Genomic DNA, 26265 nt, shown 5'->3' on the forward strand with positions numbered 1-26265 from the left:
CCTATGAACTTTGTTTAGGCAGAATAAGTATGACCACCTGTCCTTTTACCACTTCGTTTCCCTGCTGGTTGTAACAGCTGACCCTTTGCGTTACCCAATTCCTTGTTTCGTTGATATCAATAATTTCGAGCTCCGCAGTAATCTCATCTCCAACATGGACAGGGTAATAAAAAACCAATTCCTTTTGCAGCAAAATGCAGGCGTCACCCGGCAGCTTTTGGCTGATAACCTGGGTGATTAAACCTTCGGTCAATAACCCTGGAACAATTGGTTGATCGTAAAAATTTTTCCAGACATTCTCATTTACTTGATAAACTGGGCTAAAATCCCGTGTCAACTCATTGCATAATTTGACATCCTCATCTGTAAATACTCGTTTTAAGCGAGCGATTTGTCCGATAAATAACTCATCAATCGCTATACTCATCTGTTCCATCTCCCATTGAAGAAATATTATGAATATTTTATTTATAATTAAAGGGTAACAGATACTCATCCAACCGTGCAATACTCAATCCCCCTTAACAGCTGTGTTAGGTTTTATATTTATTGAATATTCAACGCCGCCATGGCATATCGTTGTTAAGACGGAAAGGAGACTAAAGAATGACCATAAGTAAAGAAACAACCAAGAAAATTGAAAGTATCGCCCACCCGAAGGTACGTAACATTGTTAAAATATGCGTGGAGCACGGCTGCCAGTTCAGACCGCACCCCAACAATCCAAATATGGTAAATTTGTTCGATCCAATCCGAAGGAAAAATATTATAGGCGATATAAATATTGCAAGTGAAAGAGGCTATTTTACCCTCGAAGTCAAGGGCGGAAGGTTCAAGTCATTTCGCAATGAAACACATGATTTAGATATTGACCGGGCAGATTTCGAAGAACGGGTACTTAAAAAGTTGAAAAGCTGATTAATTAAAAACTAAGGGGCAGTAATATCTAAAATCACTGTCCCTTTTATGAATGTATTTTTTATAAAAATTTTTCAATTACCTTTTGTCCATTTTCATTTTCTTTATATAGAAATGTTACGTTACTACCCTCTTTAAGGGCCAATAATTGTCTTTGGGCTTCATCAGATAATTGGAACGCGGTATTCGTGCCATTCATATCAATTTCAATGGTATGTGGGTCGATTTGTCCAACGTATTTGCCAGAACCGTTGAAAGCGGCTTTTTCCACAAGTAAATCCTTAACAACACTCGCCTGCTCCTCTTTTGCTGTTAAGAAAACCTCCAGCTTATACTTGCCATTTTTCAGGTCGGTGATGGTAAATTCCTTGGAGATTTCTTCATTGTTCTCAAGATTTACTTCCTCCATGGCTTGAGTAGACATAACCTCTTCTGAATATTGTTTTAGCTTTTTTCCAGACTCATCATAAACAATATAATCCACTTGTAAACCATTTGAAAACGTTAATTTCTGAGCTTTACCGGAAATATTCTTTACTCGGTAATTCACGTTAATTCCCGTCCCTTGCTCAATAATTTCAATCCTTGGAAGGAAACTTGCAGCTATATCATTTTGTTTAGGCGCTGTCGCTTTTGGAGTTCCTGAACTGCCATTCGTCTTATCCACCACCCCTGAACCGCAGCCGGCTAAAAGCCCAATAGCTAAGGCAGTGGTTAATATGAAAATCACACTTTTATTTCTCATTTTCACGATCCCCTTTTTGTAATTATTTGGTTTTCAGCATAATAGTCGCTCAATAAAGGGGTGAGGTTACACCGTATTAAAAAAATTGGTCTTTTGACATAAAGAAAGCCGCCAGAGGCAGCTGATCTTTTTTATAACTTCTCCAATATGGTAAAAAGTTCTTCTAATTGGTGAATCTCGAAGGTAGGAATGACTTCATTCCGCTCTTTATTGTGGCGGTTGATCCAAACGGATTTGATCCCGGCACGGTTTGCCCCAAGAATATCGGTCATTAAGTTATCCCCCACCATGATGACTTCATCCTTTTGCAAGGAGAGGCGTGACAAGGCATGTTCAAAAATCGTTGGATCTGGTTTTCCTCTACCAAAATCACCTGAGATGACGATTTGGTCAAAGTATGGAACCAATTCTGGAGTAATTGTTAGTTTCGTATTTTGTAAGTCTGGTGATCCATTCGTTAATAGTAAAAGCTTGTATTTCCCTTTTAACGTATCTAGTGTTTTAAACGTTTCCTCATATAAAAATGGCAGCTTTCGACGCTCGGCTGGGAAACGCTCCGCCAATTCTTGGCCAAATTCTGGGTCGTCAACTCCCAAAGCCTTAAGACCTGCCGTCCAAGCGTCTTTCCGGTAACCAGGAACCGTGTCCTTCATTTTTCTAAAATCATCTTGATCATCAAGGAAATTGCCCCATAGGCCTTCAAATGGATTGATTCCTATCATTTGTGTAAAAGGATAAAATTCATAGGAAGAGTAGAGGTTTCTAGCAGCCTCTCTGACAGCCTCCTCCAACTGGTCCGAATCTACTAGTCCATATCGTTCCTCTGCAACCTTACATGTAGCCACAAAGGCTTCCTTTACACTCTTCTGATCCCACAGCAACGTATCATCCAAATCAAAAAAAACTGCTTTAATCATGCTGGCGCCTCACTTTTTGTTTTTTTAACTAGTTTACCATTTTTAAAAAAAAAGAAAACTGAAAACTTCCTATCTTCATAACCTAATAAAGAGGTTTTAAAATGAGGAGGAATTATATTTGCCTTTAGATAAGTTTGTAGATGCATTGCCAATACCTTCAGGCATTACCCCCGTCGGGAACATAAATGGAAAACCATACTACGAGGTAGAAATGAAGCAGGTTCAGCAAAAATTACACCGTGACCTAAAACCGACGACTGTTTGGGGTTATAACGGCATATATCCAGGACCTACATTTGAAGTTCGCAGGAACCAACCTATTTATGTTAAGTGGGAAAACCAACTGCCCTTTGAACACCTGCTTCCGGTAGATAGAACCATTCATGGCGCAGAACTCGACCGGCCATCTGTTCGGACAGTCGTGCATTTACATGGCGGGCGTAACCGGCCGGAAAATGACGGATATCCGGAAGCCTGGTTTACCCGAAACTTCAAAAATGTTGGACCTAAATTCTTGCATGAAGTTTATTATTACCCAAATGGCCAACGTCCTGCTACACTCTGGTATCATGATCATGCCATTGGAATCACCCGTCTAAATGTTTATGCAGGGCTAGCCGGGTTTTACCTTATTAGAGATGACGAGGAGGAAATGCTAAATCTTCCACGAGGAAACTATGAAATCCCGTTATTGATTCAAGATCGATCGTTCTATCTTAGCGGTGAGCAGTTTGGTGAATTATTCTATCCTTCCCAGCCAAACCAGGCAGCGCCGCCGGATCCTTCACCGCCAATTGATTCAAGCCTGCCCAGACCATCTGTCGTCCCGGAATTTTTCGGGAATACCGCTCTTGTGAATGGAAAAGTCTGGCCCTTTCTCGAGGTTGAGCCGCGCAAATACCGATTCCGTATCCTTAATGGCTCCAATTCCCGGTTTTATCGACTACGATTAAGTTCTGGCCAAGAGTTTATCCAAATAGGGACAGATGGCGGATTTCTTGTGAAACCAGTTTTTGTACCACATAGGGAAGGGCTGCTGCTCGGCCCAGCGGAACGTGCAGATGTGATTGTCGACTTTTCAAAACATGCAGGTCAGAAAATCATCCTAACAAATGATGCGCCATCACCATTCCCAAGCGGCGACCCACGCAATCCAGCCCTTCCGCAAATTATGGAGTTCCGTGTTAGTAAAAACCTTACTGAACCTGACAAAAGTGTAATTCCAGCAACATTATCTTGTTTGGAGAGACTTAATCCAAAAGGTGTACCTGTACGGCAGAACATTTTGACTGAAATAGATGACCCGGAATTTCCAGGTCGTTTGAAACCATTGCTCAATGACATGATGTGGAGTGAATTACCCATTACAGAAACTCCGTATAATGGCACTGTGGAAATATGGGAGCTTTACAATTTGACAGGAGACAATCATCCAATGCACTTACATCTTGTGCATTTTCAGGTTCTCAATCATGCTCCCATTACAATTGATAAAAATAAAAATATCACACACGTCGGTCCACCGCGGGAACCACCCGCGAACGAAAAAGGCTGGAAGGATACCGTTGGAGTGAATCCCAAAGAAGTCACTCGCATTATTGCCCGCTTCGGACCTTTTACGGGAATCTACCCTTGGCATTGCCATAACCTTGAACATGAGGACCATGAAATGATGCGGCCGTATGAAGTACTCCAAAATCCCGAATTTGACCCACGCATTCCAATTCCAGGTCAATGCCCTGATGACTCGTTTACTCAAAGTTTTAAAAAGGAGGGCCGAGATGAGTCAAGTATTTGACTTCTACCCTCTTCTAATGAAAAAACCTAGCTTTATCATGAAATGCTAGGTTTTTTCAATATTTAAGCATGCAATGTTTTTAATTCTTTCTCTTCCTTACTAACGATTTGCTTCGGAAGCAACCCGCTAAAAACGGCAGCCAGTGCAAGAATAATAATCGAAAAGTAGAAAGAAAGATTATAATTTCCTGAGAGGCTATACCATAAACCTGGTAAGTACGAACCTAATGCCGAGCCTATTTGATGGCTTAGTGACAACATGCCCAGGATAAACCCTACAGAATGATTTTTAAAAAATTGAGTTGCCAGTAATTGAGTTGGCGCTACCGTTGCAAAGTCGACCAATCCGAACACAACGGCAAAAGCCAGCAGCATTGCCGGGTTATAAGTATTTAATAGAATAACAATGGATAAAGCTCTTACCGCATACAACCCGAACAGTATTTTTTTGCAGCTCCATCGATCGGCAACGATACCTGAAAGTAAAATGCCAATAATGTTGAAAGCAGCTAGAATGCTCACTGCAGCACTTGTTACACCTGGTGAAAACCCACATAAATTAGAAATAGGAATTAAATGTGTATCCATTAATCCTGTCGTGGTAAATCCACAAACTCCAAACGGTAAAACTAAAAACCAAAACTGTCTTTGGCGGAAAGCTTCCCAAATAGAAAAATTACTATTTTGATCCGCATCACCAATTGTCTGTTTTTCTTCTTTCCCTTTTCCGCCAATTGGCAGTAAACCTTTCTCTTTAGGGTCATTGCGTAAAAATAAAAGGACAAAAGGAAAAACAATAACTGCCAGAAAAATACCTAAAATAACAACTGTTACTTTCCAATTCAACCAGTTTATTAACAGTAAAGACCCTGGTACAAGCAGCATTTGTCCTGCTCCAAATCCTGCTTCGATAATTCCTAAGGCAAGGCCGCGTTTTTCATTGAACCACTTCGTTACAAGGACGGTTGCCGCAACATTGGATGCTCCCCCCACTCCGATGGAAACGAAGATGCCGTAAAGAACAAACAACTGCCATGGCTTATTGATAAAGGAGGTTAAAAAGATACTCACTCCAACCAATAAGGTACTCACCGATAAAATCAACCGTGGACCCAGCTTATCTACAAGTCTCCCAATCACTGGCTGCGAAAGACCATAAACAACAAAGCTTAATGTAGATATAAGAGAAATAGTCCCCCTATCCATGGAAAAATCTTTTTCCCAAGGCTGCACAAATGCTCCAAACGCAAGGCGAACTCCTTGAACAGCCAATAAAGCTAAAAATGTAATAAAAATGATTATCCAAGCATAATGGAATTTTGCTTTCATAGAATTCACCTCATTTATAAAGTAATTTAGTTTTGCCCCCGATTTCCGCCAAATCAAAAATTTCACAATATTAACAGTATTCACTGTACTATGATACCACTTTTCTCCTTTAAACAAATAAAAAAGGTACTTTCCCTTAAAAAGGAAATGTACCAATTAACTTTTAATTACACATTAAACCTTCCCATCAAAAAAGTATTATAGTAATTCCCATCGGAAAGAATTTTGTCCTTTTTTAAAATGCCTTCCACTTCAAACCCATATCTTTGATAAAGCTTAACAGCCTTACTATTCGTTTCAAGAACACTCAATGATATTTTCTTAATACCGTTTGAATCTGCCCAATGAATGGATTCTTCCAATAGTTTTTTCCCAATGCTATGTCCCCAAAATTCTTTTAAGACACAGACTCCAAATTCCACTTTATGGGACATTCTTTTCAGTTGAGTCCCTTCACATCTAGAGAAACCTACAATTCTATCATTTGCTTCTGCCACTAAAAAAAGATTATTTTTCCGTTCGGTATCCGATCTAATAATCTGTTTGAAGCCAGATTCATCTATGTATGCTTCTCCTTTTTCTCTATCCATATTTTCTGTTTCACCATCAATCTGCACTCTAACTTCAGATAAGTTTTGGGCATCCTCTTCCTTTGCAGACCTAATAATATAAATTAAATTATTTATTTCAAATTTCTTTGGATTCACTCTCATTAAAAACTGTCCCCCATTTTTAGCTAAGTTGCCCTTACTATAATACTCTCCTGCCCACTTTATTTCCTTCTTGATAACATAAAAAAGCGTTCCTGCTTTAAACAGAAACGCAACTTTTATACCCACAAATCATTGAGATTTGAGTTTTATTATTTTGTTAAGTTGATACCATTAACGATTTGTGTCAAAGCTTCATTTATCGGTGTAGCTGGTCTGCCGATAAGCTTTTCAAAGTCGTCGCTTTCAACTGCCAGTGTATCTTCACGAATGCTTCTTTGGATGTCAACAAGTAAAGGAATAAGAAAATCAGGCAGTCCAGCACCTTTCATAATATCGGCATATGCAGCATCATCAACCTTTTGTAAAATTACCTCTTTACCCAACACGTTGCCAAGGGTAGTTGTTAATTCTTCCTGTGTTAATAGCTTGCCGGAAAGCTCGTAAATTGTGTTATCGTGTCCTTCACCAGTCAGTACCGCAGCTGCAGCCTCTGCATAATCCTGCTGCAACGCCCAGCCGACTTTACCTGATTCAGCAGATGTTACCCATGGAGCGCCAGCGATGACACCTTGAATACTTGGGATTTCGTTTTCCAAGTACCAGTTGTTGCGTAAGAAGGAGTAAGGAATGCCTGTTTTCACGATTGCCTTTTCTGTTGCCTGATGTGTTGGCGCAAATAGGTTATTACTTTCCATTGCATTCGCTAAACTAGTATAGGCAATGAATTTAACTCCAGCCCGTTCTGCCGCAGCTACTGCATTTGCATGCTGGCGAATTCTTGTTTCATTGTCTCCATCCGCAGAGATGATTAATAAACGATCGATTCCTGCAAAGGCAGTATCCAATGTTTCCGGAAGATCAAAATCTCCTTGGCGTACTTCCACTCCACGAGAACGAAGCCCTTCTGCTTTCTCCGGATTCCGAACGCTGACAGCCAATTGGCTTGCCGGTACAGTTTTTAATAAGGTCTCTACGATTTTTGTTCCCATCTTACCCGTTGCTCCAGTTACTAACATTTTCATTTTCTATTCCTCCAATGTTTTTGTTAATGTTTTTCATTTGTAACAAATTCGATTACCTGTAATCATAATAGTTACATTATGTTTTTTTGTCAACAAATAAATTTTGTTCTTTCTATTAAGATAAAATTCACATAAAAACAAAAAAGGACTTACTCATAAAAATTTCGAGTGAAGTCCTTGATAATATGATGGATTTTTTTAGCTCCTGTATTGGTTATATCTTTTTAATTTATATCATATAACTTACATTTATCATAAAAACTGGTTTTACCGATTTCCAGCAGTTTAGCCGCTTCTAGTTTATTACCCTTCGTTACCACTAAAGCTCGTTCAATTGCTTGTTTTTCAGCTTGAACGAGCGTCTCCTTCAATGGCAGAATTTTTATCGGTTCAGCTGACGAGATACTGCTTAATGAAACGTTTTGTTCATTATGTAAGATTCCTGCGTTTCTTCCCTCAGTCTCTCTGTCGCGCAAATATAGGGGCAGGTGCATTAATAGAATGTATTTTCCATCGAGAACATTAATCGAACGTTCTAATACATTCTCCAATTCACGAATGTTCCCTGGCCAAGAGTGCTGCATCAACCTTTCCGTTACCTCACTAGACAGCTCAATACCATTTCGGAAAAATCTTGACTCTAATTTCTTCAATAACTGCTTTGCAATCGCAGGGATATCCTTTTTTCTTGTCCTAAGCGAAGGAATATCAATTTTAATGACATTTAATCGATAATATAAATCTTGTCGGAAATCCCCTTTTTCAACCATTCTCTCTAAATTTCGATGGGTGGCAGCAATAATCCGCACATCCACAGGGATAGATTTATGACCTCCGACTCGGACCACTTCTTTTTCCTGCAGCACTCTTAATAGTTTACTTTGCATCGTGAGCGGCATGTCCCCAATTTCATCCAAAAACAACGTCCCGCCGCTTGCTAATTCAAACTGTCCTTTCTTGCCGCCTTTTTTCGCGCCGGTAAACGCACCATCCTCATAGCCAAACAATTCCGATTCAAGCAGGTGCTCTGGGATAGAGGAACAATTAATGGCCACAAAGGAAGCGGCAGTCCGGTTGCTGTCATGATGAATCGCATGTGCAAATAATTCCTTTCCAGTGCCTGATTCACCGATCAATAACACCGACGAATCACTCCTGGAAACTCTTTGCGCCAAAGTTTTTGCTGCAAGAAAATTAGGACTATCCCCTATTAAGTCCTGAAAACTATATTTACTTTGCAAATCCCTTTGAACTTTTGCTTGATAATAGTTTAATTCATCAACAAGGCTTTGGATCTTACTTTTATACATCCGCCATTCTTCAGGATTACGGAACATAACATTTCCTACAGCACCAACAATCTGTTCCGCTTCAACAATGGGGAATCGATTAGCAATCATTTCACTGCCATTTATTTGTTGGACTGAGGCCAGTTCCTTCAGACCTGTTTGGGCAACAATATGCATCCGCGAGTTTTCAATCACATCCTGTACATGCCGGCCAAGCGCCTCTTCCATCGTGGTGCCGATAAACTCGCAATATCCCTCGTTAATATATAAAATAATCCCGTTCTCATCGACAATAACCACACGTTCTGCTAATAGATTGATAATTTGCTCATGCCAACTGTTTGGTACTTTGTCAAATGCTCGCGTCATTGAATGCCTCCCCATTAATACTAAGTAAAATAATTATAGCAAAAACCACTTAATTTTTTGATATAATTGGAAGTTTTGCAAAAAAAAGAGAATCCTGCTTGCATGGATTCTCTTGAACTATAAAAATCAAACTGCAAAGCTACTGTGCCGTGTACCCTCCATCGAGCACAACCGCCTGCCCTGTAATCCCCCGACCTTTGTCGCTTGCTAGAAATACTGCATAATCTGCAATCTCAGATACGGATAAGAGCCTTTTTTGGGGGACAAGCGGATAAATGACTTCCTCGAGGACACGTTCCAATCCGACATTTCTTGTCTTGGCCAAATCAGCCAACTGCCCCCTTACAAGCGGTGTATCAACATAGCCCGGACATAAGGCATTGACCGTAATTCCGTATTGTGCCCCTTCTAATGCGGCTACTTTCGTTAAGCCAATCACCCCATGTTTCGCGCTATTGTAGGCCGCTTTCCCGGCAAAGCCAACCAAGCCATTAATGGAAGCCATATTGATAATTCGGCCGAAGCCCTGCTCTTTCATATACGGCAATACATTTTTAATGCCAATAAACGGTGCCGTTAACATAACTTTAATCATCAGTTCAAATTTTTCTGTCGGAAAATCCTCTATTGGGGAAACATATTGCAGCCCAGCATTATTTACGAGAATATCAATTTTTCCAAAAGTACTTCTTGCCAATTCCAGACTATTGCTATATGCCTCCTCATCGGTGACATCACAGGGAGCGGCAAATGCTTCAAAACCTTGTTCCTTTAACTCCAGCGCCACTTGTTCACTTTTTTCTTCATTTAAATCGGAAATAACAATATTTGCCCCTTCTTCAGCAAAAGTCCTAGCAATTTCTACGCCGATTCCGCTTGCCGACCCGGTTACAAATGCTGTTTTTCCAGCTAATGCTTTACTCATATTTCAAGACCCCCTAAACTGTTAAGCGATTCCAAAGAGTGAATAAATAGCAATAACCGCAAATACCGCCAATGTCTTAATGACCGTGATGGCAAAAATATCACGATAAGATTGCTTATGGGTTAAACCTGTTACTGCCAGCAAGGTGATGACTGCACCGTTATGCGGCAGCGTGTCCATTCCTCCTGATGCCATCGCTACAACTCGGTGCATAACTTCAGGAGGAATATTCGCTGCAGCAATCGCTTGATTATACTTTTCAGCCATCGCCCCTAATGCAATCCCCATACCGCCGGATGCTGATCCGGTCATCCCTGCAAGCGTAGTTGTCGTAACAGCACCGTTCACAAGCGGATTAGTAAAAGTAGTCGATATGCCATCACTTATTTTTGCAAATCCCGGAAGTGCGGCAATCACTCCGCCAAATCCGTATTCAGCCCCTGTATTCATGGTTGCCATAAGTGACCCGCCAATCGCAGTGTTTACGCCATCCTTAAAGCCCTTCGTAACCCGTTTCCAATCATAGGCAATAGATGTAATAATCCCTACAAGGAGTGCCATAATTATCGCCCAAATTGGAGCAGATACTGCCACATCCACCTTATAGGCATCTAAGCCAAGTGCTGCAAAATCAAAGCCATTCGGATACCACTTTGGAATATTCGTTACAAAAAGTTTATTCGTTACTCCGACCAAAATGAGCGGAACAAAGGCAAGAATTTTTCTTGATAATGACAGTTCGGTTGTTAAATCAGGTAGAGCAGGCTCATTAGCACCAAGCTTTTCCTTTTCAATAGCAGCTGCCATTTCCGCTCCTAACCCATAATAACCTTCACCTGCTTTTTCAGCTTTTTTCCGTCTGGATTCCAGATAGAATAAGCCGGCTGCCAAAACGATGATGGCACCAATGATTCCAAGGATAGGTGCGGCATAGATGTCGGTTTTAAAGAAAGCAATGGGAATAACGTTTTGAATTTGCGGTGTTCCAGGCAGCGCATCCATTGTAAATGTAAACGCACCTAGTGCAATCGTACCTGGAATAAGCCTTTTCGGAATATCTGCCTGCTTGAACATTTGTGCAGCAAACGGGTAAATCGCAAACACGGCTACAAATAAACTAACCCCGCTGTAGGTTAATATTGCCCCAAGCAGCACAATCGACAGCATCGCCCGTTTCGCCCCAAGCCAGCCGACAATTGTCTTGGCAATCGATTCAGCAATCCCGGACATTTCAACAACCTTACCAAAAATAGCTCCCAATAAGAAAACCGCGAAATAAGATTTAATAAATCCGACCATTTTTTCCATAAATACGCCTGAAAAGAATGGCAATACATGGCTTGGTGCAATTAATACCACAGCCAGGAGGGCACAGATTGGAGCAAACAGGATAACAGAGTAACCTCGGTATGCCACAAACATCAATAATCCAAGTGCCAATAAAATTACCAATAAATCCATATAAATCCCCCTTGCGTAAAATTCGTAAAGGACCTTTACAGAAAACGCTTTCATCTACGTTCAAAAAAAGGCCGTTACATTTAACATTTATTTGCAAGTTTCATGCCAACTATTCTGAAAATTAAAAACGCTTAATTTAAAGGCGTAATCAACATATTCACTTAGGAAATATAGATAATTCTGAATCCATTTCCAATTATACGGAAGTTGTTTTTCCGATAATCCGGAAATTCCGCCTATCCGGAAAAATACATCCCTTCACCAAAATGTTTTTTTATAACAAAAAACGCACTGCCAATTTGCAGTGCATTTTAACGAGGGTATATGTTTATGATTTAAGCGTTCTTTTCCCTAAAAGAAGTTTCAACATATTTTTGCAGTTTCACGATTCCTGTGCTGATCACAATGGCAATGATTGCTGGCAACAGCCAGCCCAGTCCTTCATTATACAACGGCAGTACTTGTTCATAAAAGGATACGATCGGATCCATCCACCTGAAATTTTCGATTCCTACAAGCTGACAGAAAGTTTTGATTCCATCGATAATGCTGACCATAAAGGTTACCACAGTTGCAGAAACATAGACAATCTGCGAATGTCTAAAAAACTTTGATAAAAATGTCAGCATCATTAAGACTACAGCCAGCGGATAAAGAAACATTAACACTGGAATTGAAAAGTTGATGATGTTAGCTAATCCGAAATTACCAATGATAAGAGATACTAACGAAAAGAAAACAACCCAAATTTTATAGCTGATTTTCGGCATTTGGGCATGAAAATACTCACCACAGGCTGTAACCAATCCGATACTGGTAGTCAAGCAAGCGAGAATGATAATAATCGAAAGCATAACTGTTCCGACAATCCCAAAATAATAAGTTGCTGTTTTTCCGAGAACAGGACCTCCTGTTTCTAGAAGTCCGAATCGCCCTGTGCTAGTCGCACCTAAGTAAGCAACACCAACATAAATGATTCCTAGGAAAACAACCGCAACCAATCCAGATTTAGCCGAAGCCGTCAGAATGCCGCTTGTTGATTTAACTCCCATGGCACGAACAGTATTGATAACAATGATGCCAAACACAAGCGATGCCAGTGCATCCATCGTGTTGTATCCTTCCATAAAGCCCTTTACAAATGCGCCGTTGGCATAGGCTTCTTGTGGTACTCCAATCGACCCCATAGGTTTAACAATCACCATTACCAATAACACAAAAATAAGAATAATGATGGCAGGTGAAAGAATTTTCCCGATCCGGTCAACCAGCTTGGCCGGATTTAATGAAAACCACAAGGTTACTCCAAAAAATATTAGTGAAAATATGAACAATCCAATGCGATCTGAACCCCCGCCGACAAACGGTGCAATCCCAATATCATAAGCTACAGCACCTGTTCTTGGTGCTGCAAACAGCGGTCCAATTGTTAAATAAAGCAGCGAGGTAAAAATGATTCCATAGAGCGGATGAACCCTGCTTGACAGTTCCTGTAGGTTTCTACTTCCAGAAACGCCCATCGCTAATATTCCAAGAAACGGCAATCCAATTCCCGTTATTAGAAACCCAGCTGCCGCCTCCCAAACGTTTGTCCCGGCGTTTTGCCCGAGTGATGCCGGAAATATTAGATTTCCCGCTCCAAAAAACAAGGCAAATAACATGACCCCTATTACAAAATACTTCGAAAATGGCAATCTATTTTCCATTAAGGTTAAACCCCTTCATTTCTTATTCACGGATACTAATTTTACTATTCTCAAAATTAAAATGCAATCCATTTCTGTGATTATTTTGATAATTTTAAAATACATTTAAATACTGGAAATACAGAATTAATCATTATTTACAGTAATTTCTTTTGAGAGCCACTTTTATAACACTCAATTTACAAAACAAAAATATTTTTCTAAAATAATAATTCACTTTAAAAAAATTCAGCCACCCGAACCATAACCTATCCCTGTTAACACAAAATTTCAAATTATACCCGTTTTGCCGGAGATATCATTATATAATGAATTTGAAAGATAAATTCTTTTCTCTGGAGTGAGATTTAGATGTCAAAAAAGAAAAAAGTCATTAAGGATAGCACTTCGAATTTTTTTGATTTGCATAAACAATTGGCTTTTTTGCGAGATAACAAGCGAAAAATACGGGAAGACAAAGACCTTTATTACGATGAAACACAAGATCTGCTTGATATTGAAAAATACTATCAAACAATCGCGCAACATGACCTTAATGGCACCACATTATTTTATAAATACAATGAATTACTAACAAAAACCCATAAAAATCGAATCCCCTATTTTATCAGTAAAGATTTATATCTATATACCTGGGTAGACCTGCACCCAGACGGCAGCGTAAAAAGTATTTACTCCAGTGAAAAAAAGAATCCTGAAACCATCATTATTCAGGATTATCAAATCATCACAGAAAAATATGAAGAATTTCAGGAATTTCTTCGAAAAATTAAGCAAAAGGAATTCGAAACGCTTCACCAATTGAAAGCCTATGAACGAAAATTAAAAGTTAACACGGAACATATTGTCCCCCAATCATGGTTCGGGGCCCTCGAACCGATGAAGGGCGATTTGCATCATTTGTTTGTTTGCGACCCGGAATGTAATATTACCCGCTCCAATTTCCCTTACTCAGATTTACCCAATTTCCATCCCGAATCACCGGAAGAACTGGTTCAAAATAATTGCGGACTCGCAGTCGGGGGAAGATTTGAGCCTGAGCATGGCAAAGGGACAGCAGCAAGGGCAATGCTGTATTTCTTGCTCCGCTATCCGAAGGCAATCAAAAAAGCTTTTCGAATTGAGATAGACCTCTCCACTTTAATCAAGTGGCACAAGACTTTTCCAGTAGGACTTTATGAAATGCATCGCAATCAAACCATTTACCATATCCAAGGAAATCGGAACCCATTCATTGACTTTTCTGAACTGACTGAACAAATTGAATTCCCTATTCATTAACTTGTTATTCCCATCATTTTTTTTGGCAGATTAAAAGATACGCAGTACTAAAAAGAGGCATCCTTTTTAACCGGATTGCCTCTTTTATATGGATATAAAATATATTTAGACTTTTTCCCTAACGTGCAAAAAAGGGGATAATCGAATGATTATCCTCTGCTTTTAAATGTATGATCTTTTCTTTGAAAATACGATTTTATTGAATCATTAATGAAGGCGATGCTGATTACTGTAAATATAAAGAAGAGAACTGGCACAACGATAATCCATTGGCTGGAATAAAGGTATGGAAGACTTCCGCCGATAACGCCGGACCACTCATAAGAAAAAGAGTGCGGATCGTCAACAATCATCCCGTAAGAAACGAAGGTACCGCCAAAGAATAGCTTCATAAACCCAAGGTGCGCAAGGAGCTGCAGGACCTGGGTAAATTGCTGGCCGAATAATAAAATCCATTTTACGTAAACATGGGGAACGATGTGTTTAAAATAAATGTAGCGTTTACTTGCCTGGGTTGTAAAGGCCCAGACACTTTTAGGTATTTTATTTACTGAATGCTATTTTTAAGGCTTCCCCGGATTTTTCCAAGGCCGCTTTTCCTACGTTTAGTACTGCTGCCATGCTGATAAAGCCGTGGATGGTGCCGTCGTAACGGATTGTTTCTACTTCCACACCAGAATCAGCTAATTTTTTACCATACTCTTCCCCTTCGTCACGTAACGGGTCATATTCAGCTGTAATCACAAGTGCTGGCGGCAGCCCTTTGAAATCCTCGTTAAGAGCAGGCGAAACTAACGGGTTTTTCTTGTCTTCTTCACTGTTAAAATAACAATCGCGGAACCATTCCATAGTTCCCTTTTCTAGAAAATAGCCGTAAGCATTTTCCACCATGGAACCTGTCGGCTCTCCGCCAGTGTTGGTACTAGGATACATCAAAAGCTGGAAACAAATAGGCGGGGTGTTTTTCTCTTTTGCAAGATGACTAATAACAGCAGCGAGGTTTCCACCAGCACTGTCACCGCCAACAGCCATCCGCGTGCGATCCACCATAAAGTCTTCGGCATGGTCGTAAACATATTGTACTGCTGTGTAGGAGTCTTCCACTGCAGCCGGGAACTTATGTTCAGGCGCTAGGCGATAATCAACGGAAATCGTAACGCAGCCAGCGCTATTGGTGAGGGCCCGGCAAATATTATCATGGGTATCAAGATCGCAGATTACCCAGCCTCCGCCATGATAAAAAACCAACGCAGGATAGCTTGACTGTTCTTCCTTCGGATAGTAAACCCTTACAGGAATATCTGCCGAAGGGCCAGGAATGGTCCGGTTTTCCACCTTGCCTACTTCCTCAACTTCCCCTTGAGGAAACTTGGAACCCATTCTTGCCTTTTGCGGGGTTAAAGTTTCGAGCGGCGGTGCGCCTAGAGCTTTTAACTGGTCTAATAAAAACTTTGTTTGCGGTTCAAGAGTCATTTTTTCGCCCACCTTCAAAATCATAGTTTAATACGATAATATTGTTCGAGAAAAGTTAATTTTTTCCTCCATGAATATAAATAATTATCACCAGCAGGCGAGGCAGTCTAAGAAATTGTTCCTTTCTTCTTTTCACAGTAAAATAAGGAGGCTAATTTATCGGCCTCCTTACTTTTTTTGCAATATATAGAATACATAACCATAATATTCAGAGTAATTTCGATATAAATCAATTTCTGTTTAAATTCTCCTAGAACGGTTAAGGCATCGACGTCATTTTTATATTTTTCACGGAAACTACCATTATATTTTTTTTGACTTTAAACTTTTCCTTATTAGCGTGATGACTCCCACCATTAATAGGCCGAAAAGAATCCCGTAAATTACGTTAGAGAAATTGTCCATTTTTTCCGTAATAAGTTCCCAATTCTCGCCCAAGCTTGCACCTAGATGAATCAGGATAGTATTCCAAATCAGTGTACCAATGGTTGTGAAAATAAGGAAAAGGGAGAAATTCATGTTGGCCATTCCAGCGGGGATTGAAATCAAACTGCGAATTAGTGGAATAAACCTACACAGGAAAACCGTCCAAATACCATATTTATTAAACCAGGCATTGGCGCGGTATAAATCTTCCTTTTTTAGTCGTAACAATTTTCCGTACCGGTTAATGATTCTGTCAAACCGTTCCACATCCAAAAAATTTCCGAGCCGATATAAAATTACCGCTCCAAGAACAGAACCCAAGGTTGAGGCAATAATGACCCCCGTAACGTTCAAACTGGTATCCAAGGTCATATAACCGCCAAAGGTCAGGATGACCTCTGAAGGAATGGGCGGGAAAATATTTTCAAGAGCTATCAGCAAAAATACCCCTATGTAACCATAGCTTTCAATAAAATCTTTTATCCAAACTTCCATTATAATCCTCCATTTTTTCATTTCCACATGTATTACGTTTTTTATCCTAAAAGGTTCCGCTAATAGGTATAAATTCTTTAAGGAAGGAGGGAAGGACGGAAAGTTTACCTTTAAATTCATAAAAGAACCATCCTATATAGGATGGTTCTTTTAAAAACACCGCATCATAAAGGCTGCTGCCTAATTTAGTTAAGCTTTACTATTTCGCTTTGGATATATTTTCTTCGTTCAAGGATGTATTCAGTGATTACCCGAAGTTCCTGGTCAAATTGTGTGATCGAGTCCTTTTTGTAGGGGTCCTGGAGGACATAGGGCCGTATTATTCCAAGCAACTTTTCAACTCTAGGCACCATAAATTCCAATGTAAACTGCTGATTCATAATTTCGACAAGCAGCTTTTGATACTGCTTTCGGAACGAATCCACATCCAAAATTCTTGCCGTTAACGTATTATAGCCCTGAAGCGGAACATAATCCGCCTCCATCATCTTCCCGTTAACATCTCTTCCCCAGGTGGCATCGTAATCCCATGGCATCACCTCGAATAGCCCTGTTTCACCGTTTCGGTAAAGCGAATAATTATGGACAAAACCATCATAGTTGGACGTAAAGATGATGCCCGCAATCCACCGCAAGTATTTTTCAACATCAATATATTTAATAATTCCCCTTTCAAATTCACTTCTAGGAATCGTATTAATGTTATAAATAAACCTTTCTAAAAACTTATCCTCGGACGCCTTCCCAAACTTCTTTTCATAGCCTGATTTCAATGATTTTTTCACGGCTTTATCCAAATCACTCATCAATGAAAAATTCGCATCGCCATCAATGGCGTAATAAATGCTACCAGCGGGAAGGTTTCTTCTTCTTAAAAAATTTTCATCCACCGATTCGATTTCCAAATATATTCCTTCCGGTTTGCCGTTAAGGGTCAAAAAGACATGCTGGGAATATGGTGCTAGGACACCAATCTGAGAAAAGAAATCGAAGGATAATTTATTGCGGATAAGTGATGGGTCCTTATACTCTGCATTTATATGAATTTCACTGGAGCCTTTGAATTTTTTAGGTTTATAAAAAGAAACATAATACGATTTTTTAGAAAAATCACGTATATGGGAACCCCGGTAACTGACATCTACCTCTAATCTTTTTCCATCAATATTTAGCTGTGCGGGGATTGGCATATCCACCCATATATCCCTTCTAAGCTCCTTTAAGTCGCTCGGTTTTATAAAAAGTTTATAGTTTGGCAGTTTTGCGGCTTCGTCCATTCCCTATCCCCCCTCCTTCTATACCTATGATGGAGTAAAAGGGATGTCACGGTTAATTGATTTTTTCCTTTAATAGGCTATTGTCCGAGACCAAGACAAGCATCCATTCGTAAATTGTTAAAAGAGGAGTGGGTGTTAAGAAAATGCACAATTCATTTCGTACTCCCTTTTCTGTAAAAAAAGGAGGTGCTTCAAATGGAAGAAAGAGAATTTTCTCCGGAGGATATTCAAAGAGCTGCTGAAGATGTAGGACGCGGCGGGTTCGGGGATTTCATGTTTATGGATCCAGGCCGTCATCGCGGGACATCTAGCCGTAGAAGAACTTCTAGTCGGACTTCTAGACGAACCTCTAGTCGTCGAAAGATGACATCCAGTAGAAATACGACTCGACGCCGCACATCCAGAAAAAGAACTTCAAGACGCTTAACGCATAATCTGGAATGCACAAACTGGAGAAATACGGGCCAAGGCAGACATCAAACGAAGAGCTGCTGGAAAGACGGCAACATGTGGGTGTTTAAATCACGGAGAAGAGGTTAAAGAATCAAAAGGCGGCAGGTCCGCCTTTTCTTTTTATTCTATTCAGGACACTTTGAAGGTCAGGACCCTGGCACAACGGCAACGAGGTCCTGACCTCTATTTAATTAATGTTTCCCATCTTCAAATTCGCCTTCCAATCTTCTAATTTCATCAATTGATTTTTCGAGTGCTGCCTGTGGGCCTTTGAAGTGTTTTTTATAATAGGTCAAATCCATGATAATTAACAGGATAAACATTCCAGCCAAGGCATAGGCAGCCATTTGGTTCGGCGGAATGATCATCATGATAGAAATGAAGATAATCCAAAGGATGCTGAGAATATTGATCGGCTTGCTCCACTTTCCAAGACTCCAAGGGCCGTAATGCTTTGGCTGAAAGATCCCCTTAGCCTCTGCCTGCAGCTTGAGATAGATGGGAATCCCATATGCAACATACAAACCAACCACACTTACTGCCGTCAGGAAAGCGATGGTGGAGTAACCTGCATCCGGATTCACCAGCTTCGTAATGTAATCAATCAACGCCAGCACAAACGAAAGAATCACAGACAGCCAAATCGCCTTTGCCGGTGTCCGGAACTTCCGGCTGATTTCCGCCCAATGGCGGCTGAACGGCATTCCTTTGTCCCTTGAGAAAGCATACATCATCCTCGAAAAGGAAGTAATCGACGAAAGACCGCAGAAGAACATCGCAAATGTCACCAGCCATAACACGACTGCTCCAAAGGTGCCACCTAGAGCTTCGCTAATAACAAAGATAAAAGCATTATCAGATTTCACCGCACCGGCAGCATCATGAATGGAAAGCGTGACAAATGCCAGCATGATAAAACCAAACACAAATGAAAACGCAACAGAGTTGTAAATTCCCCATGGAGCGCGGACGCGCGGGTGTACTGTTTCTTCAATCGTATGGGCAGATGCATCATAACCAGTAAAGGTCCATTGTGCCTGTAACAACCCGATTAAAAAGGCCAGAACATAAGGCTTATCCGAGAAGGTTTGCCCTACCTGGAATAAGTAATCGACTGGCTGGAGGCCATTTTTTGTAAAAAAAGCCAAGCTCACAACAAGGATGGCGACAACGACCATATGGTACCAGGCTGAAAAGTCGTTCAATTTTGCGACGATTTTAATCCCAACGTGATTGAGGATTCCATGTAATAGGAGAATAACGCCAAAGACAATTAAAGTGGTGGTATCGGTAGAGGTATAACCAAAAACGGTTGCTAGGAGCGGGTCTGCGAATAAGGCGCAAGAGTAGTCGATTCCGGCCACAATTCCAATTTGGCCGATTAAATTAATCCATGCTGTGTACCAGCCAATCCGAATGCCCTTTAAAGCTGCGGCCCAGTGATACAGGGCACCTGCGGTTGGAATAGCGGAAGCCAGTTCGGCAAGTGATGCGGCCACCAGCATCACGAAAAAGGCCACAATCGTCCAGCCAAACCCCATCATACCTGGACCGCCGTACGTTAATCCATGTCCATAGAGAGAAACAGCCCCTGTTAAGATGGAAATAATCGAAAAGGAAATCGCAAAGTTGGAAAATCCGCCCATATCCCGCAGTAATTCCTGGGCATAGCCATAGCGGTTCAGCTGCTTCCTATCCTCCAACAATTGTTGGTCTTTGTTTTTCATTTGTTCCACCCTTTCTGACTGATTATAAGTCATCCTTTCCAACAAAAATTTCATGTTCTTCTTCTTTAAAGGCCCTTACATTTTTATTCGCATGCATGCCAATGGCCGTACCGACCACTAATGTGATGACTACTAATGCAAAGCCGATTACAACCTCCATCACCCAACCTCCTTTCTAAAAAAATCCCAATAGAATGATGAAAGATCACTATAATTCCAGCTTTACTCCGCTTACCTTTTGCTCAAGCATCTTCTTAAGGACGGTACCGATATGGGCACCAGCCTCGACAGGCGGAGTACCAAGCGGGTGGATATTCGAAATGACATTGCGGTCGGATTCAACCACTCCTTTTCGCGGCCGGTAGCACATATAGGCGCTCATTGAACTAGCCGAGACCAGCCCAGGCCGTTCGCCGATTAACAGGACCAACACCTGCGGCTCAAGAATCTCGCCAATATGATCCATGCAAGCTACCCTGCCTCCTTTGACAAAAAACGGGGTTCCAGCGGAAAGGTTATTGATTTTCAAAGAATCCAGTAAGGCCGGATAAACATCCTTTAAATTGGTTTCCACAGCACTAGCACTTAGTCCGTCAGAGACGACAATTTGCACCTGCGGGTGATGGGTGCATTTATCCTTAATGGTCCTTACAGCATTATCGGTTAACATGCGCCCTTTATCAGGCCTTTTTAGATACGTTTCCTTGTTTTCATAGCACGTTTCAACGGTAAATAAATCAAATTCCGCCAAAGTTTTTTCGAGGACCTCGCCGCCAACCGCGTCAATCGCCGCCGCATGGTCGAACTGCAACTTTAACATCGTTTTCGTTAGCGGCCTTGTACCGGTCCGCCAAACGCCAATCCTGGCCGGCGTAGAGGCGATTAAATCAGATACCCCCTCCTGATATACAGCTGCCGGAATAGAGGTCTTCCAGTCATTCTCAGTAAATATCAGTCCATCTTCATTGGTTTTCGCAATTTGTTCTGTTTTAGTTTCAGCGGGGAATTTCCTTTGAAGTTCCTCCATTACTTTTTGAACAATAAATTCAATCTCATTCTCCTGCACTCTCTCCCCCTCCTTTCCTTAAATAAACAGTGTCGGATCACCGGCCCGCTTGGTTAATATTCCGTTCTCCATAATCCCCATCTTCTCAAGCCATTTTTCAAAAAAAGGCGCAGGTCTTAACCCCAGAACCCTTCTGACAGATGCAATGTCATGAAAGCTGGTCGATTGGTAATTCAGCATGCAGTCATCCGCCATTGGAACGCCGATAAGAAAATTGACCCCTGCCGAGCCCAGGAGCACGGCGAGATTTTCCATATCATTCTGATCAGCTTTCATATGGTTTGTATAACAAACATCGACTCCCATAGGAATGCCTTGCAGCTTCCCCATAAAATGATCCTCAAGCCCGGCCCTGATGACCTGTTTGCTGTTGTAAAGATACTCCGGCCCAATAAAACCGACAACGGTGTTGACGATAAACGGCTTATATTTTTTCGCAAGTCCGTAACAGCGGGCTTCGAGCGTTACTTGGTCAATCCCATGATGCGCATCTGATGAAAGCTCCGACCCCTGTCCCGTCTCGAAATACCACAAATTTGGCCCTGTTGCCGTTCCCTCTTTTTGAATCAAATCATTCGCTTCATCCAGCAGTCCAACGCTGATGCCAAACGCTGTATTACCGGCCTCCGTCCCCGCCAGGCTTTGAAATAGCAGATCGGACGGCGCACCATTTTTGATGGCCCGCATCTGGGTCGTGACATGCGCAAGCACACAGTTTTGCGTAGGGATTTGAAAGCGATCGATTTCCTCTTTTGTCATTTGTAAAATTTGTTTGACACTTTCGGCTGAATCAATAACTGGGTTGATTCCGATAACTGCATCACCGATTCCATAACTGAGCGCTTCATACAGAGAGGCTCTGATTCCTTGAATACTATCAGTGGGGTGATTGGGCTGGGCCCTGCCGGCAAGCGTGCCTTTATGGCCAACCGGATAATTACACTGTGTCACGACCTCGATTTTGGATGCTGCTTGAATTAAGTCCAAGTTGGACATAATTTTAGCTGCTGCAGCGACCATTTCACTCGTTAGTCCCCGGCGGATCCGGCTAATTTCCTGGTTTGCCGTAGATTCAGCCAGCAGGTTCTCACGCAGGTCGCTGACAGTCCAATTGGCGATAGATTGGTAGATTTTTTCATTAATAGATTCTTCGATGACACGGGAAACCTCGTCCTCCTCAGGAGGCAGCACGGGGTTATTGCGTATATCACTCAGAGTCAAATCAGCCAGGAGGTGACGTGCTGCAAGCCGCTCCTGAGCGTCATTGGCGGCGATACCCGCCAGTTGGTCCCCCGACTTTTCTTCATTCGCCTTCGCCAGAATCTCTTTTAAGCTATTAAATTCATATGTTTTATTAAGTAAGGTAATTTTGGTTTTCAAATTCCAATTCACCTCCCAGTTCCTTTTTCATATTTTAGGGGTTAACGAGGAGTTACTCGCCTGTTTTTCCGATTTTACTTGTCAGTTCGGCCAATTTACTCGTTGCTTTTCCATTTTACTCGCCAATTTCCCGGTATTACTCGCCAACCAGCTATTCCCGGTTAGGAAAACGCCAGCGTCTTCACGACAACGGGCACCATTGTATCATTCAACGGCTCTCCGATATCAATATAGTCGCCGTGCTCAACCACCACCTGGTCAATACAAATCACGTCCATATCAGCCGCTAACTGCAGTCGCAGCGCCTGCCCCAGGGCTTTAGCCATGTCATTTTCGCAGACTACGACAAGGACTGCTGCCTTAGGAAAAAGCCGTGTATAGACCTTCCCAAGTACTTCCGCCAGTTCCTTTAGCTTTAAATAAGGCAAATAGGGCATTTCCGCTAAACTAATCGCAAACGGCACTTCAAAATTTCCATGGAATAATTCCTTCCCCTGTAAAAAAAACCGTTCAATATACTGCTCCAAAGCTGTATCTGAATAGCTCATTTTAACAACTGGGATGTTTCTTAGCGGCAGATGCTCAGGAGCAATTGATATCGTTGCACCGCTTATTTTCGTTGTCTGCATGCCTGCCCCGATGACCGTAGCCTTCGAGGTTTGCGCCGCCTCCACCACGGAAAGAGGATAGTTTTTTAAAGCTTTAATCAGTTCTCCAGCCAAAATAGGACCGATGTCGTTATATTTCGCCGCATCATCCAATGTCGAAGGCGGCACTTCCAATGCCAGCCTCCCCACACCCCCTGAAATCATGACCTCATCAATCATGGGTAGTGTTTCGGACGAAGCACTGTGAACCAACGACTTAACAGCAGCAATGGGCATCTTCCCCACTAAACAGTCCAGCATGTCTTTGCACAAAACAGAAGAAAGTTCAGAAAGCTGCTTTAATGTCAGCCGCATCCCCTTTTCCACCAAGAAGTTTTTAGAAAAAAGCCAAAGCTGTAAAGATGGGGATACCGCCGAGACTTCACCGGCAGAATCGATTTCGATCAGTCGGCCGCCGACATGAAAGGTTATAGTATCCAACACTTTACCTTGCTGAAAAAAGGCAACGTTAGCAGTACCGCCGCCAATATCGATATTGGCGACAATACCCTTCACCTTTTTTGAGTACTCAGAGGAACCCGAGCCCCGTCCAGCCAATACGCCTTCCAAGCTAGCTCCGGCAATGGCTACAACGAAGTCCCCGGACCGTTCCGCCAAATAATGCAGCAGCGCATCGGCATTTTTCTTAATCGCCGTTTCCCCCGTAATGATTACCGCACCTGACTTGATATCCGATAGTGACAATCCAATCCGTCGATATTCCTGTTCAAGCCAGCCCGCCAATGCCATAAGGTCAATTTCATCTCCATTTTTCATAGGAGTGGAAATTATGTCACTCTCATAGGTGACCTTTCGATCAATAATATCAAAGTGAGGCAGGGCAAAATGGCTCGACACCCTCCCTAACCTCAGTTCGCTTAAAATCAATTTCGTTGTACTTGTGCCAATATCAATGCCGACACTTTTTATTGCTTCCATGCCCAATCTAAAACCCCTCCAGACCGCTATCTGTACCGCTCCTAAAAATTCAAATAAGATTCAATAGGGCCGCCTTCAAATCCGGTATTCCTAAAAGAGTGATGGACGAAATTTTATATATTGAATGATTTGACAAAACTTGCCTCAGCAGTTTTTCAGCCTTTTCCAAATCCGCATTTGGATGGTCTATTTTGGTGATGACACCAATAGGAATCAACGGAAATCCCTGCGCAAAATTCGGCGGCAGGAACTGCTCATGGCGAGTTGCGTCTTGAATGATTAGGAGAATCCGCGCTTCCAATGCTGTCGCGATTAAAGAACGGTAAAACAAAGGATTTTCACTATACTCCCCAGGTGTGTCAATGATCCAATCCATATAGTTTAGTGCCTGTGTTTTGACAGCGGGTGTCGGGTCCTCAAGCAGTCGTTTGGTTAACGTAGATTTTCCTGACCCAATAGGACCAATTAACATCACTTTCCCTTTTTTCATGACCTAGTGATCTCCGCAGGCTCAAATTTCAAATGCCTGCTCAGGAATTGATTGATAGCTTGGATGGCCATTTCTACATTAGAGACCGTTCCGCAGATGACAAGCGACCCGGTAAAGCGGTCCAAATACCCAATCTCGACATCTGCTGCTTTGGTAGCAATATCAGCCGCAATGATGGCGGTCTCCGTTGGAGTCAATGTCAAAATTCCAATCGCCCCCGCTTGACCAATTCCAAGCTTTGTATATAAAGCTTCATCAGGATTGGCTATAATGTGTGCCAATGTCAGCTGCTTCCCCGGTACATATTCCTGAATGACGCGCTGCTTTTTCTCCATCCATCTTCACACCTTTAAACGCTATTCTTCCCCTTCTCCTACCTCAAGGGAATCGACAATTCCAACCACCACTGCATCGATCGGGGCATTTTTTGAAAAAATAGCCCTTGCCGGACTGCCCCGTGAAACAATTACACGTTCACCGCGGCCGGCTCCAATTCGATCAGCAGCAATAATCGGAGCCCCTGCCGGCTCCCCTTTCCAGTTGATAGGCTCAATGATCAGCAGCTTCAGTTGGCTCATGCCATCCTCCTTTTGAGTAGCCCAAATGCTGCCCATGACCTTCCCAAGAATCATCCATCCGCCCCCTCTTCAATGACTTTTACCCCTTTTTCCTTCAGAAAATCCTTTGCCAACGGTGTCAGGATCGTCCCTTTCCTAATATTCAATGTCTTCGAGATTCCCAGATTCCCAGCAAGCCATTCCACTGTTAACACCTTTCCTATAAAGGTCCCCCCGGATTGTTGGTCCTTTTTTTCTTGGAAAAACAAACTAATAATTTCTTTATGCATATAGGATTGCTTGAAAAAACGAATACCAAGGTTGGTGAGTTCCTGCTTATAGGACTCAAATCGTTTCTTTAGTGGGAGCGGTAAATCTAGCGTTTTTAGGGTACAGCGGTCGGCCCGTTTGATACCGGGAGAATCACCGCCAACGATGACCGGTTTCTGGAGAACGAGGGCCGCAAAGATAATTTCCGATTTCACAGAACCCTTTAATCCATGACAGACACGGGCGGCGTTATCCAAGTCGATTTCCGGGATGACAATGGCATCATAATCCTTTGGCAGCTCAATCGGTGCTTTGGCATACTCGTCCGCTGCTACTACCTGCCCTGCTCCGGTGGCTTGGATATAGCTGCCCCCAAGCCATCCTGATGTCTCACCGTCAAGTAACAGAAAATCATAATCTATCGGATGTTTTTTTAGGACCATCAATTGGTCAACAAAGGGCTCGTGCGCTGAACTGTCACAAAATACAAACAGGACTTTTATTCTAGGAGTCTCTTGTTCGATAAGTTCACGAGTAATCCGTTCTACCAATTTCTGCAGCTGTCCTTTATCCATTTTTAACACTCCCAACCG

The 26265-nt window shown here is 41.9% G+C and carries 27 protein-coding genes; 4 read left to right on the top strand and 23 right to left on the bottom strand.

Translation table 11 applies throughout. The annotated features are described in order from the left end of the window. Nucleotide 1 precedes the first annotated feature (1 nt). Nucleotides 2–427 carry a hotdog family protein gene (locus tag QNN06_RS20930; RefSeq protein WP_284035897.1) on the bottom strand — a complete coding sequence of 142 codons (426 nt, stop codon included), beginning with the start codon at nucleotides 425–427 and terminating at the stop codon, nucleotides 2–4. A gap of 179 nt (nucleotides 428–606) precedes the next feature. Here QNN06_RS20930 and QNN06_RS20935 point away from each other — a divergent pair, with 179 nt between their 5' ends. Further along, a complete protein-coding gene (locus tag QNN06_RS20935) occupies nucleotides 607–918 on the top strand; it encodes a hypothetical protein (protein WP_213121034.1) in 312 nt (103 codons plus the stop codon). Nucleotides 919–979: 61 nt separating this feature from the next. On the opposite strand, the gene QNN06_RS20940 is transcribed toward QNN06_RS20935, so the two are convergent. After that, the gene (locus tag QNN06_RS20940) at nucleotides 980–1663 is read right to left on the bottom strand and encodes a BsuPI-related putative proteinase inhibitor (protein WP_284035898.1); all 684 of its coding nucleotides are present in this window, start codon (nucleotides 1661–1663) and stop codon (nucleotides 980–982) included. 131 nt (nucleotides 1664–1794) lie between these two features. After that, nucleotides 1795–2580 carry an HAD family hydrolase gene (locus QNN06_RS20945; RefSeq protein WP_284035899.1) on the bottom strand — a complete coding sequence of 262 codons (786 nt, stop codon included), beginning with the start codon at nucleotides 2578–2580 and terminating at the stop codon, nucleotides 1795–1797. A gap of 118 nt (nucleotides 2581–2698) precedes the next feature. Between QNN06_RS20945 and QNN06_RS20950 the strand changes: the two genes are divergently transcribed. Then, nucleotides 2699–4378, top strand: a complete 1680-nt coding sequence (locus QNN06_RS20950) for a multicopper oxidase family protein (protein WP_284035900.1) — start codon at nucleotides 2699–2701, stop codon at nucleotides 4376–4378. Nucleotides 4379–4440: 62 nt separating this feature from the next. Here QNN06_RS20950 and QNN06_RS20955 read toward each other — a convergent pair whose 3' ends face one another. The 7 genes from QNN06_RS20955 to brnQ form a co-directional block, all read right to left on the bottom strand. After that, nucleotides 4441–5706, bottom strand: coding sequence for an MFS transporter (locus QNN06_RS20955; protein WP_213121030.1), 1266 nt, complete (start codon nucleotides 5704–5706; stop codon nucleotides 4441–4443). Between the two features lie 167 nt (nucleotides 5707–5873). After that, complete coding sequence (locus QNN06_RS20960; RefSeq protein ID WP_213121029.1) at nucleotides 5874–6419, bottom strand: GNAT family N-acetyltransferase; 546 nt, start codon at nucleotides 6417–6419, stop codon at nucleotides 5874–5876. Between the two features lie 149 nt (nucleotides 6420–6568). Next, nucleotides 6569–7441, bottom strand: a complete 873-nt coding sequence (locus QNN06_RS20965) for an SDR family oxidoreductase (RefSeq protein WP_284035901.1) — start codon at nucleotides 7439–7441, stop codon at nucleotides 6569–6571. A gap of 224 nt (nucleotides 7442–7665) precedes the next feature. After that, nucleotides 7666–9099 (bottom strand): sigma-54 interaction domain-containing protein, encoded by a 1434-nt coding sequence (locus tag QNN06_RS20970; RefSeq protein WP_284035902.1) that lies wholly within the window; start codon nucleotides 9097–9099, stop codon nucleotides 7666–7668. Between the two features lie 139 nt (nucleotides 9100–9238). After that, the gene (locus QNN06_RS20975; protein WP_284035903.1) at nucleotides 9239–10024 is read right to left on the bottom strand and encodes a 3-hydroxybutyrate dehydrogenase; all 786 of its coding nucleotides are present in this window, start codon (nucleotides 10022–10024) and stop codon (nucleotides 9239–9241) included. Nucleotides 10025–10045: 21 nt separating this feature from the next. Continuing rightward, a complete protein-coding gene (locus QNN06_RS20980) occupies nucleotides 10046–11485 on the bottom strand; it encodes a GntP family permease (protein ID WP_284035904.1) in 1440 nt (479 codons plus the stop codon). Nucleotides 11486–11820: 335 nt separating this feature from the next. Further along, nucleotides 11821–13191 carry a branched-chain amino acid transport system II carrier protein gene (gene brnQ, locus QNN06_RS20985; RefSeq protein WP_284035905.1) on the bottom strand — a complete coding sequence of 457 codons (1371 nt, stop codon included), beginning with the start codon at nucleotides 13189–13191 and terminating at the stop codon, nucleotides 11821–11823. A 351-nt stretch (nucleotides 13192–13542) separates the two neighbouring features. Between brnQ and QNN06_RS20990 the strand changes: the two genes are divergently transcribed. Then, nucleotides 13543–14472: an endonuclease I family protein gene (locus QNN06_RS20990; protein WP_213121023.1), complete on the top strand. Its 930-nt coding sequence runs from the start codon at nucleotides 13543–13545 to the stop codon at nucleotides 14470–14472. A gap of 149 nt (nucleotides 14473–14621) precedes the next feature. On the opposite strand, the gene QNN06_RS20995 is transcribed toward QNN06_RS20990, so the two are convergent. The 4 genes from QNN06_RS20995 to QNN06_RS21010 form a co-directional block, all read right to left on the bottom strand. Then, nucleotides 14622–14864 carry a hypothetical protein gene (locus QNN06_RS20995; RefSeq protein WP_284035906.1) on the bottom strand — a complete coding sequence of 81 codons (243 nt, stop codon included), beginning with the start codon at nucleotides 14862–14864 and terminating at the stop codon, nucleotides 14622–14624. Between the two features lie 151 nt (nucleotides 14865–15015). Further along, the gene (locus tag QNN06_RS21000) at nucleotides 15016–15945 is read right to left on the bottom strand and encodes an alpha/beta hydrolase (protein WP_213121022.1); all 930 of its coding nucleotides are present in this window, start codon (nucleotides 15943–15945) and stop codon (nucleotides 15016–15018) included. A gap of 303 nt (nucleotides 15946–16248) precedes the next feature. After that, nucleotides 16249–16866, bottom strand: coding sequence for a DedA family protein (locus QNN06_RS21005; RefSeq protein WP_213121021.1), 618 nt, complete (start codon nucleotides 16864–16866; stop codon nucleotides 16249–16251). Nucleotides 16867–17051: 185 nt separating this feature from the next. Continuing rightward, a complete protein-coding gene (locus tag QNN06_RS21010; protein ID WP_213121020.1) occupies nucleotides 17052–18143 on the bottom strand; it encodes a CotH kinase family protein in 1092 nt (363 codons plus the stop codon). A 195-nt stretch (nucleotides 18144–18338) separates the two neighbouring features. Between QNN06_RS21010 and QNN06_RS31455 the strand changes: the two genes are divergently transcribed. Then, nucleotides 18339–18683: a CotG/ExsB N-terminal domain-containing protein gene (locus QNN06_RS31455; RefSeq protein WP_213121019.1), complete on the top strand. Its 345-nt coding sequence runs from the start codon at nucleotides 18339–18341 to the stop codon at nucleotides 18681–18683. Nucleotides 18684–18787: 104 nt separating this feature from the next. On the opposite strand, the gene QNN06_RS21015 is transcribed toward QNN06_RS31455, so the two are convergent. From QNN06_RS21015 to QNN06_RS21055, 9 genes are all read right to left on the bottom strand, one after another. After that, complete coding sequence (locus tag QNN06_RS21015; RefSeq protein WP_213121018.1) at nucleotides 18788–20323, bottom strand: amino acid permease; 1536 nt, start codon at nucleotides 20321–20323, stop codon at nucleotides 18788–18790. A gap of 22 nt (nucleotides 20324–20345) precedes the next feature. Then, nucleotides 20346–20483 carry a hypothetical protein gene (locus QNN06_RS21020; RefSeq protein WP_213121017.1) on the bottom strand — a complete coding sequence of 46 codons (138 nt, stop codon included), beginning with the start codon at nucleotides 20481–20483 and terminating at the stop codon, nucleotides 20346–20348. A gap of 48 nt (nucleotides 20484–20531) precedes the next feature. Further along, nucleotides 20532–21389: an ethanolamine ammonia-lyase subunit EutC gene (gene eutC / locus QNN06_RS21025; protein WP_372447648.1), complete on the bottom strand. Its 858-nt coding sequence runs from the start codon at nucleotides 21387–21389 to the stop codon at nucleotides 20532–20534. 18 nt (nucleotides 21390–21407) lie between these two features. Next, a complete protein-coding gene (locus QNN06_RS21030; protein WP_213121016.1) occupies nucleotides 21408–22769 on the bottom strand; it encodes an ethanolamine ammonia-lyase subunit EutB in 1362 nt (453 codons plus the stop codon). 161 nt (nucleotides 22770–22930) lie between these two features. Continuing rightward, nucleotides 22931–24355, bottom strand: a complete 1425-nt coding sequence (locus QNN06_RS21035; RefSeq protein WP_284035907.1) for an ethanolamine ammonia-lyase reactivating factor EutA — start codon at nucleotides 24353–24355, stop codon at nucleotides 22931–22933. A gap of 49 nt (nucleotides 24356–24404) precedes the next feature. Further along, complete coding sequence (locus QNN06_RS21040) at nucleotides 24405–24845, bottom strand: EutP/PduV family microcompartment system protein (RefSeq protein ID WP_213121014.1); 441 nt, start codon at nucleotides 24843–24845, stop codon at nucleotides 24405–24407. Continuing rightward, nucleotides 24842–25180 (bottom strand): ethanolamine utilization microcompartment protein EutS, encoded by a 339-nt coding sequence (gene eutS, locus QNN06_RS21045; RefSeq protein WP_213121013.1) that lies wholly within the window; start codon nucleotides 25178–25180, stop codon nucleotides 24842–24844. The genes QNN06_RS21040 and eutS overlap by 4 nt, the downstream gene beginning before the upstream one ends. 21 nt (nucleotides 25181–25201) lie before the next feature. Further along, nucleotides 25202–25477: a EutN/CcmL family microcompartment protein gene (locus QNN06_RS21050; RefSeq protein ID WP_213121012.1), complete on the bottom strand. Its 276-nt coding sequence runs from the start codon at nucleotides 25475–25477 to the stop codon at nucleotides 25202–25204. Further along, nucleotides 25474–26247 (bottom strand): hypothetical protein, encoded by a 774-nt coding sequence (locus QNN06_RS21055; protein ID WP_213121011.1) that lies wholly within the window; start codon nucleotides 26245–26247, stop codon nucleotides 25474–25476. Before QNN06_RS21055 ends, QNN06_RS21050 begins: the two co-directional genes overlap by 4 nt. Nucleotides 26248–26265 lie beyond the last annotated feature (18 nt).

Source organism: Neobacillus sp. 114, assembly GCF_030127045.1.
Classification (GTDB): Bacteria; Bacillota; Bacilli; order Bacillales; family Cytobacillaceae; genus Neobacillus; species Neobacillus rhizophilus.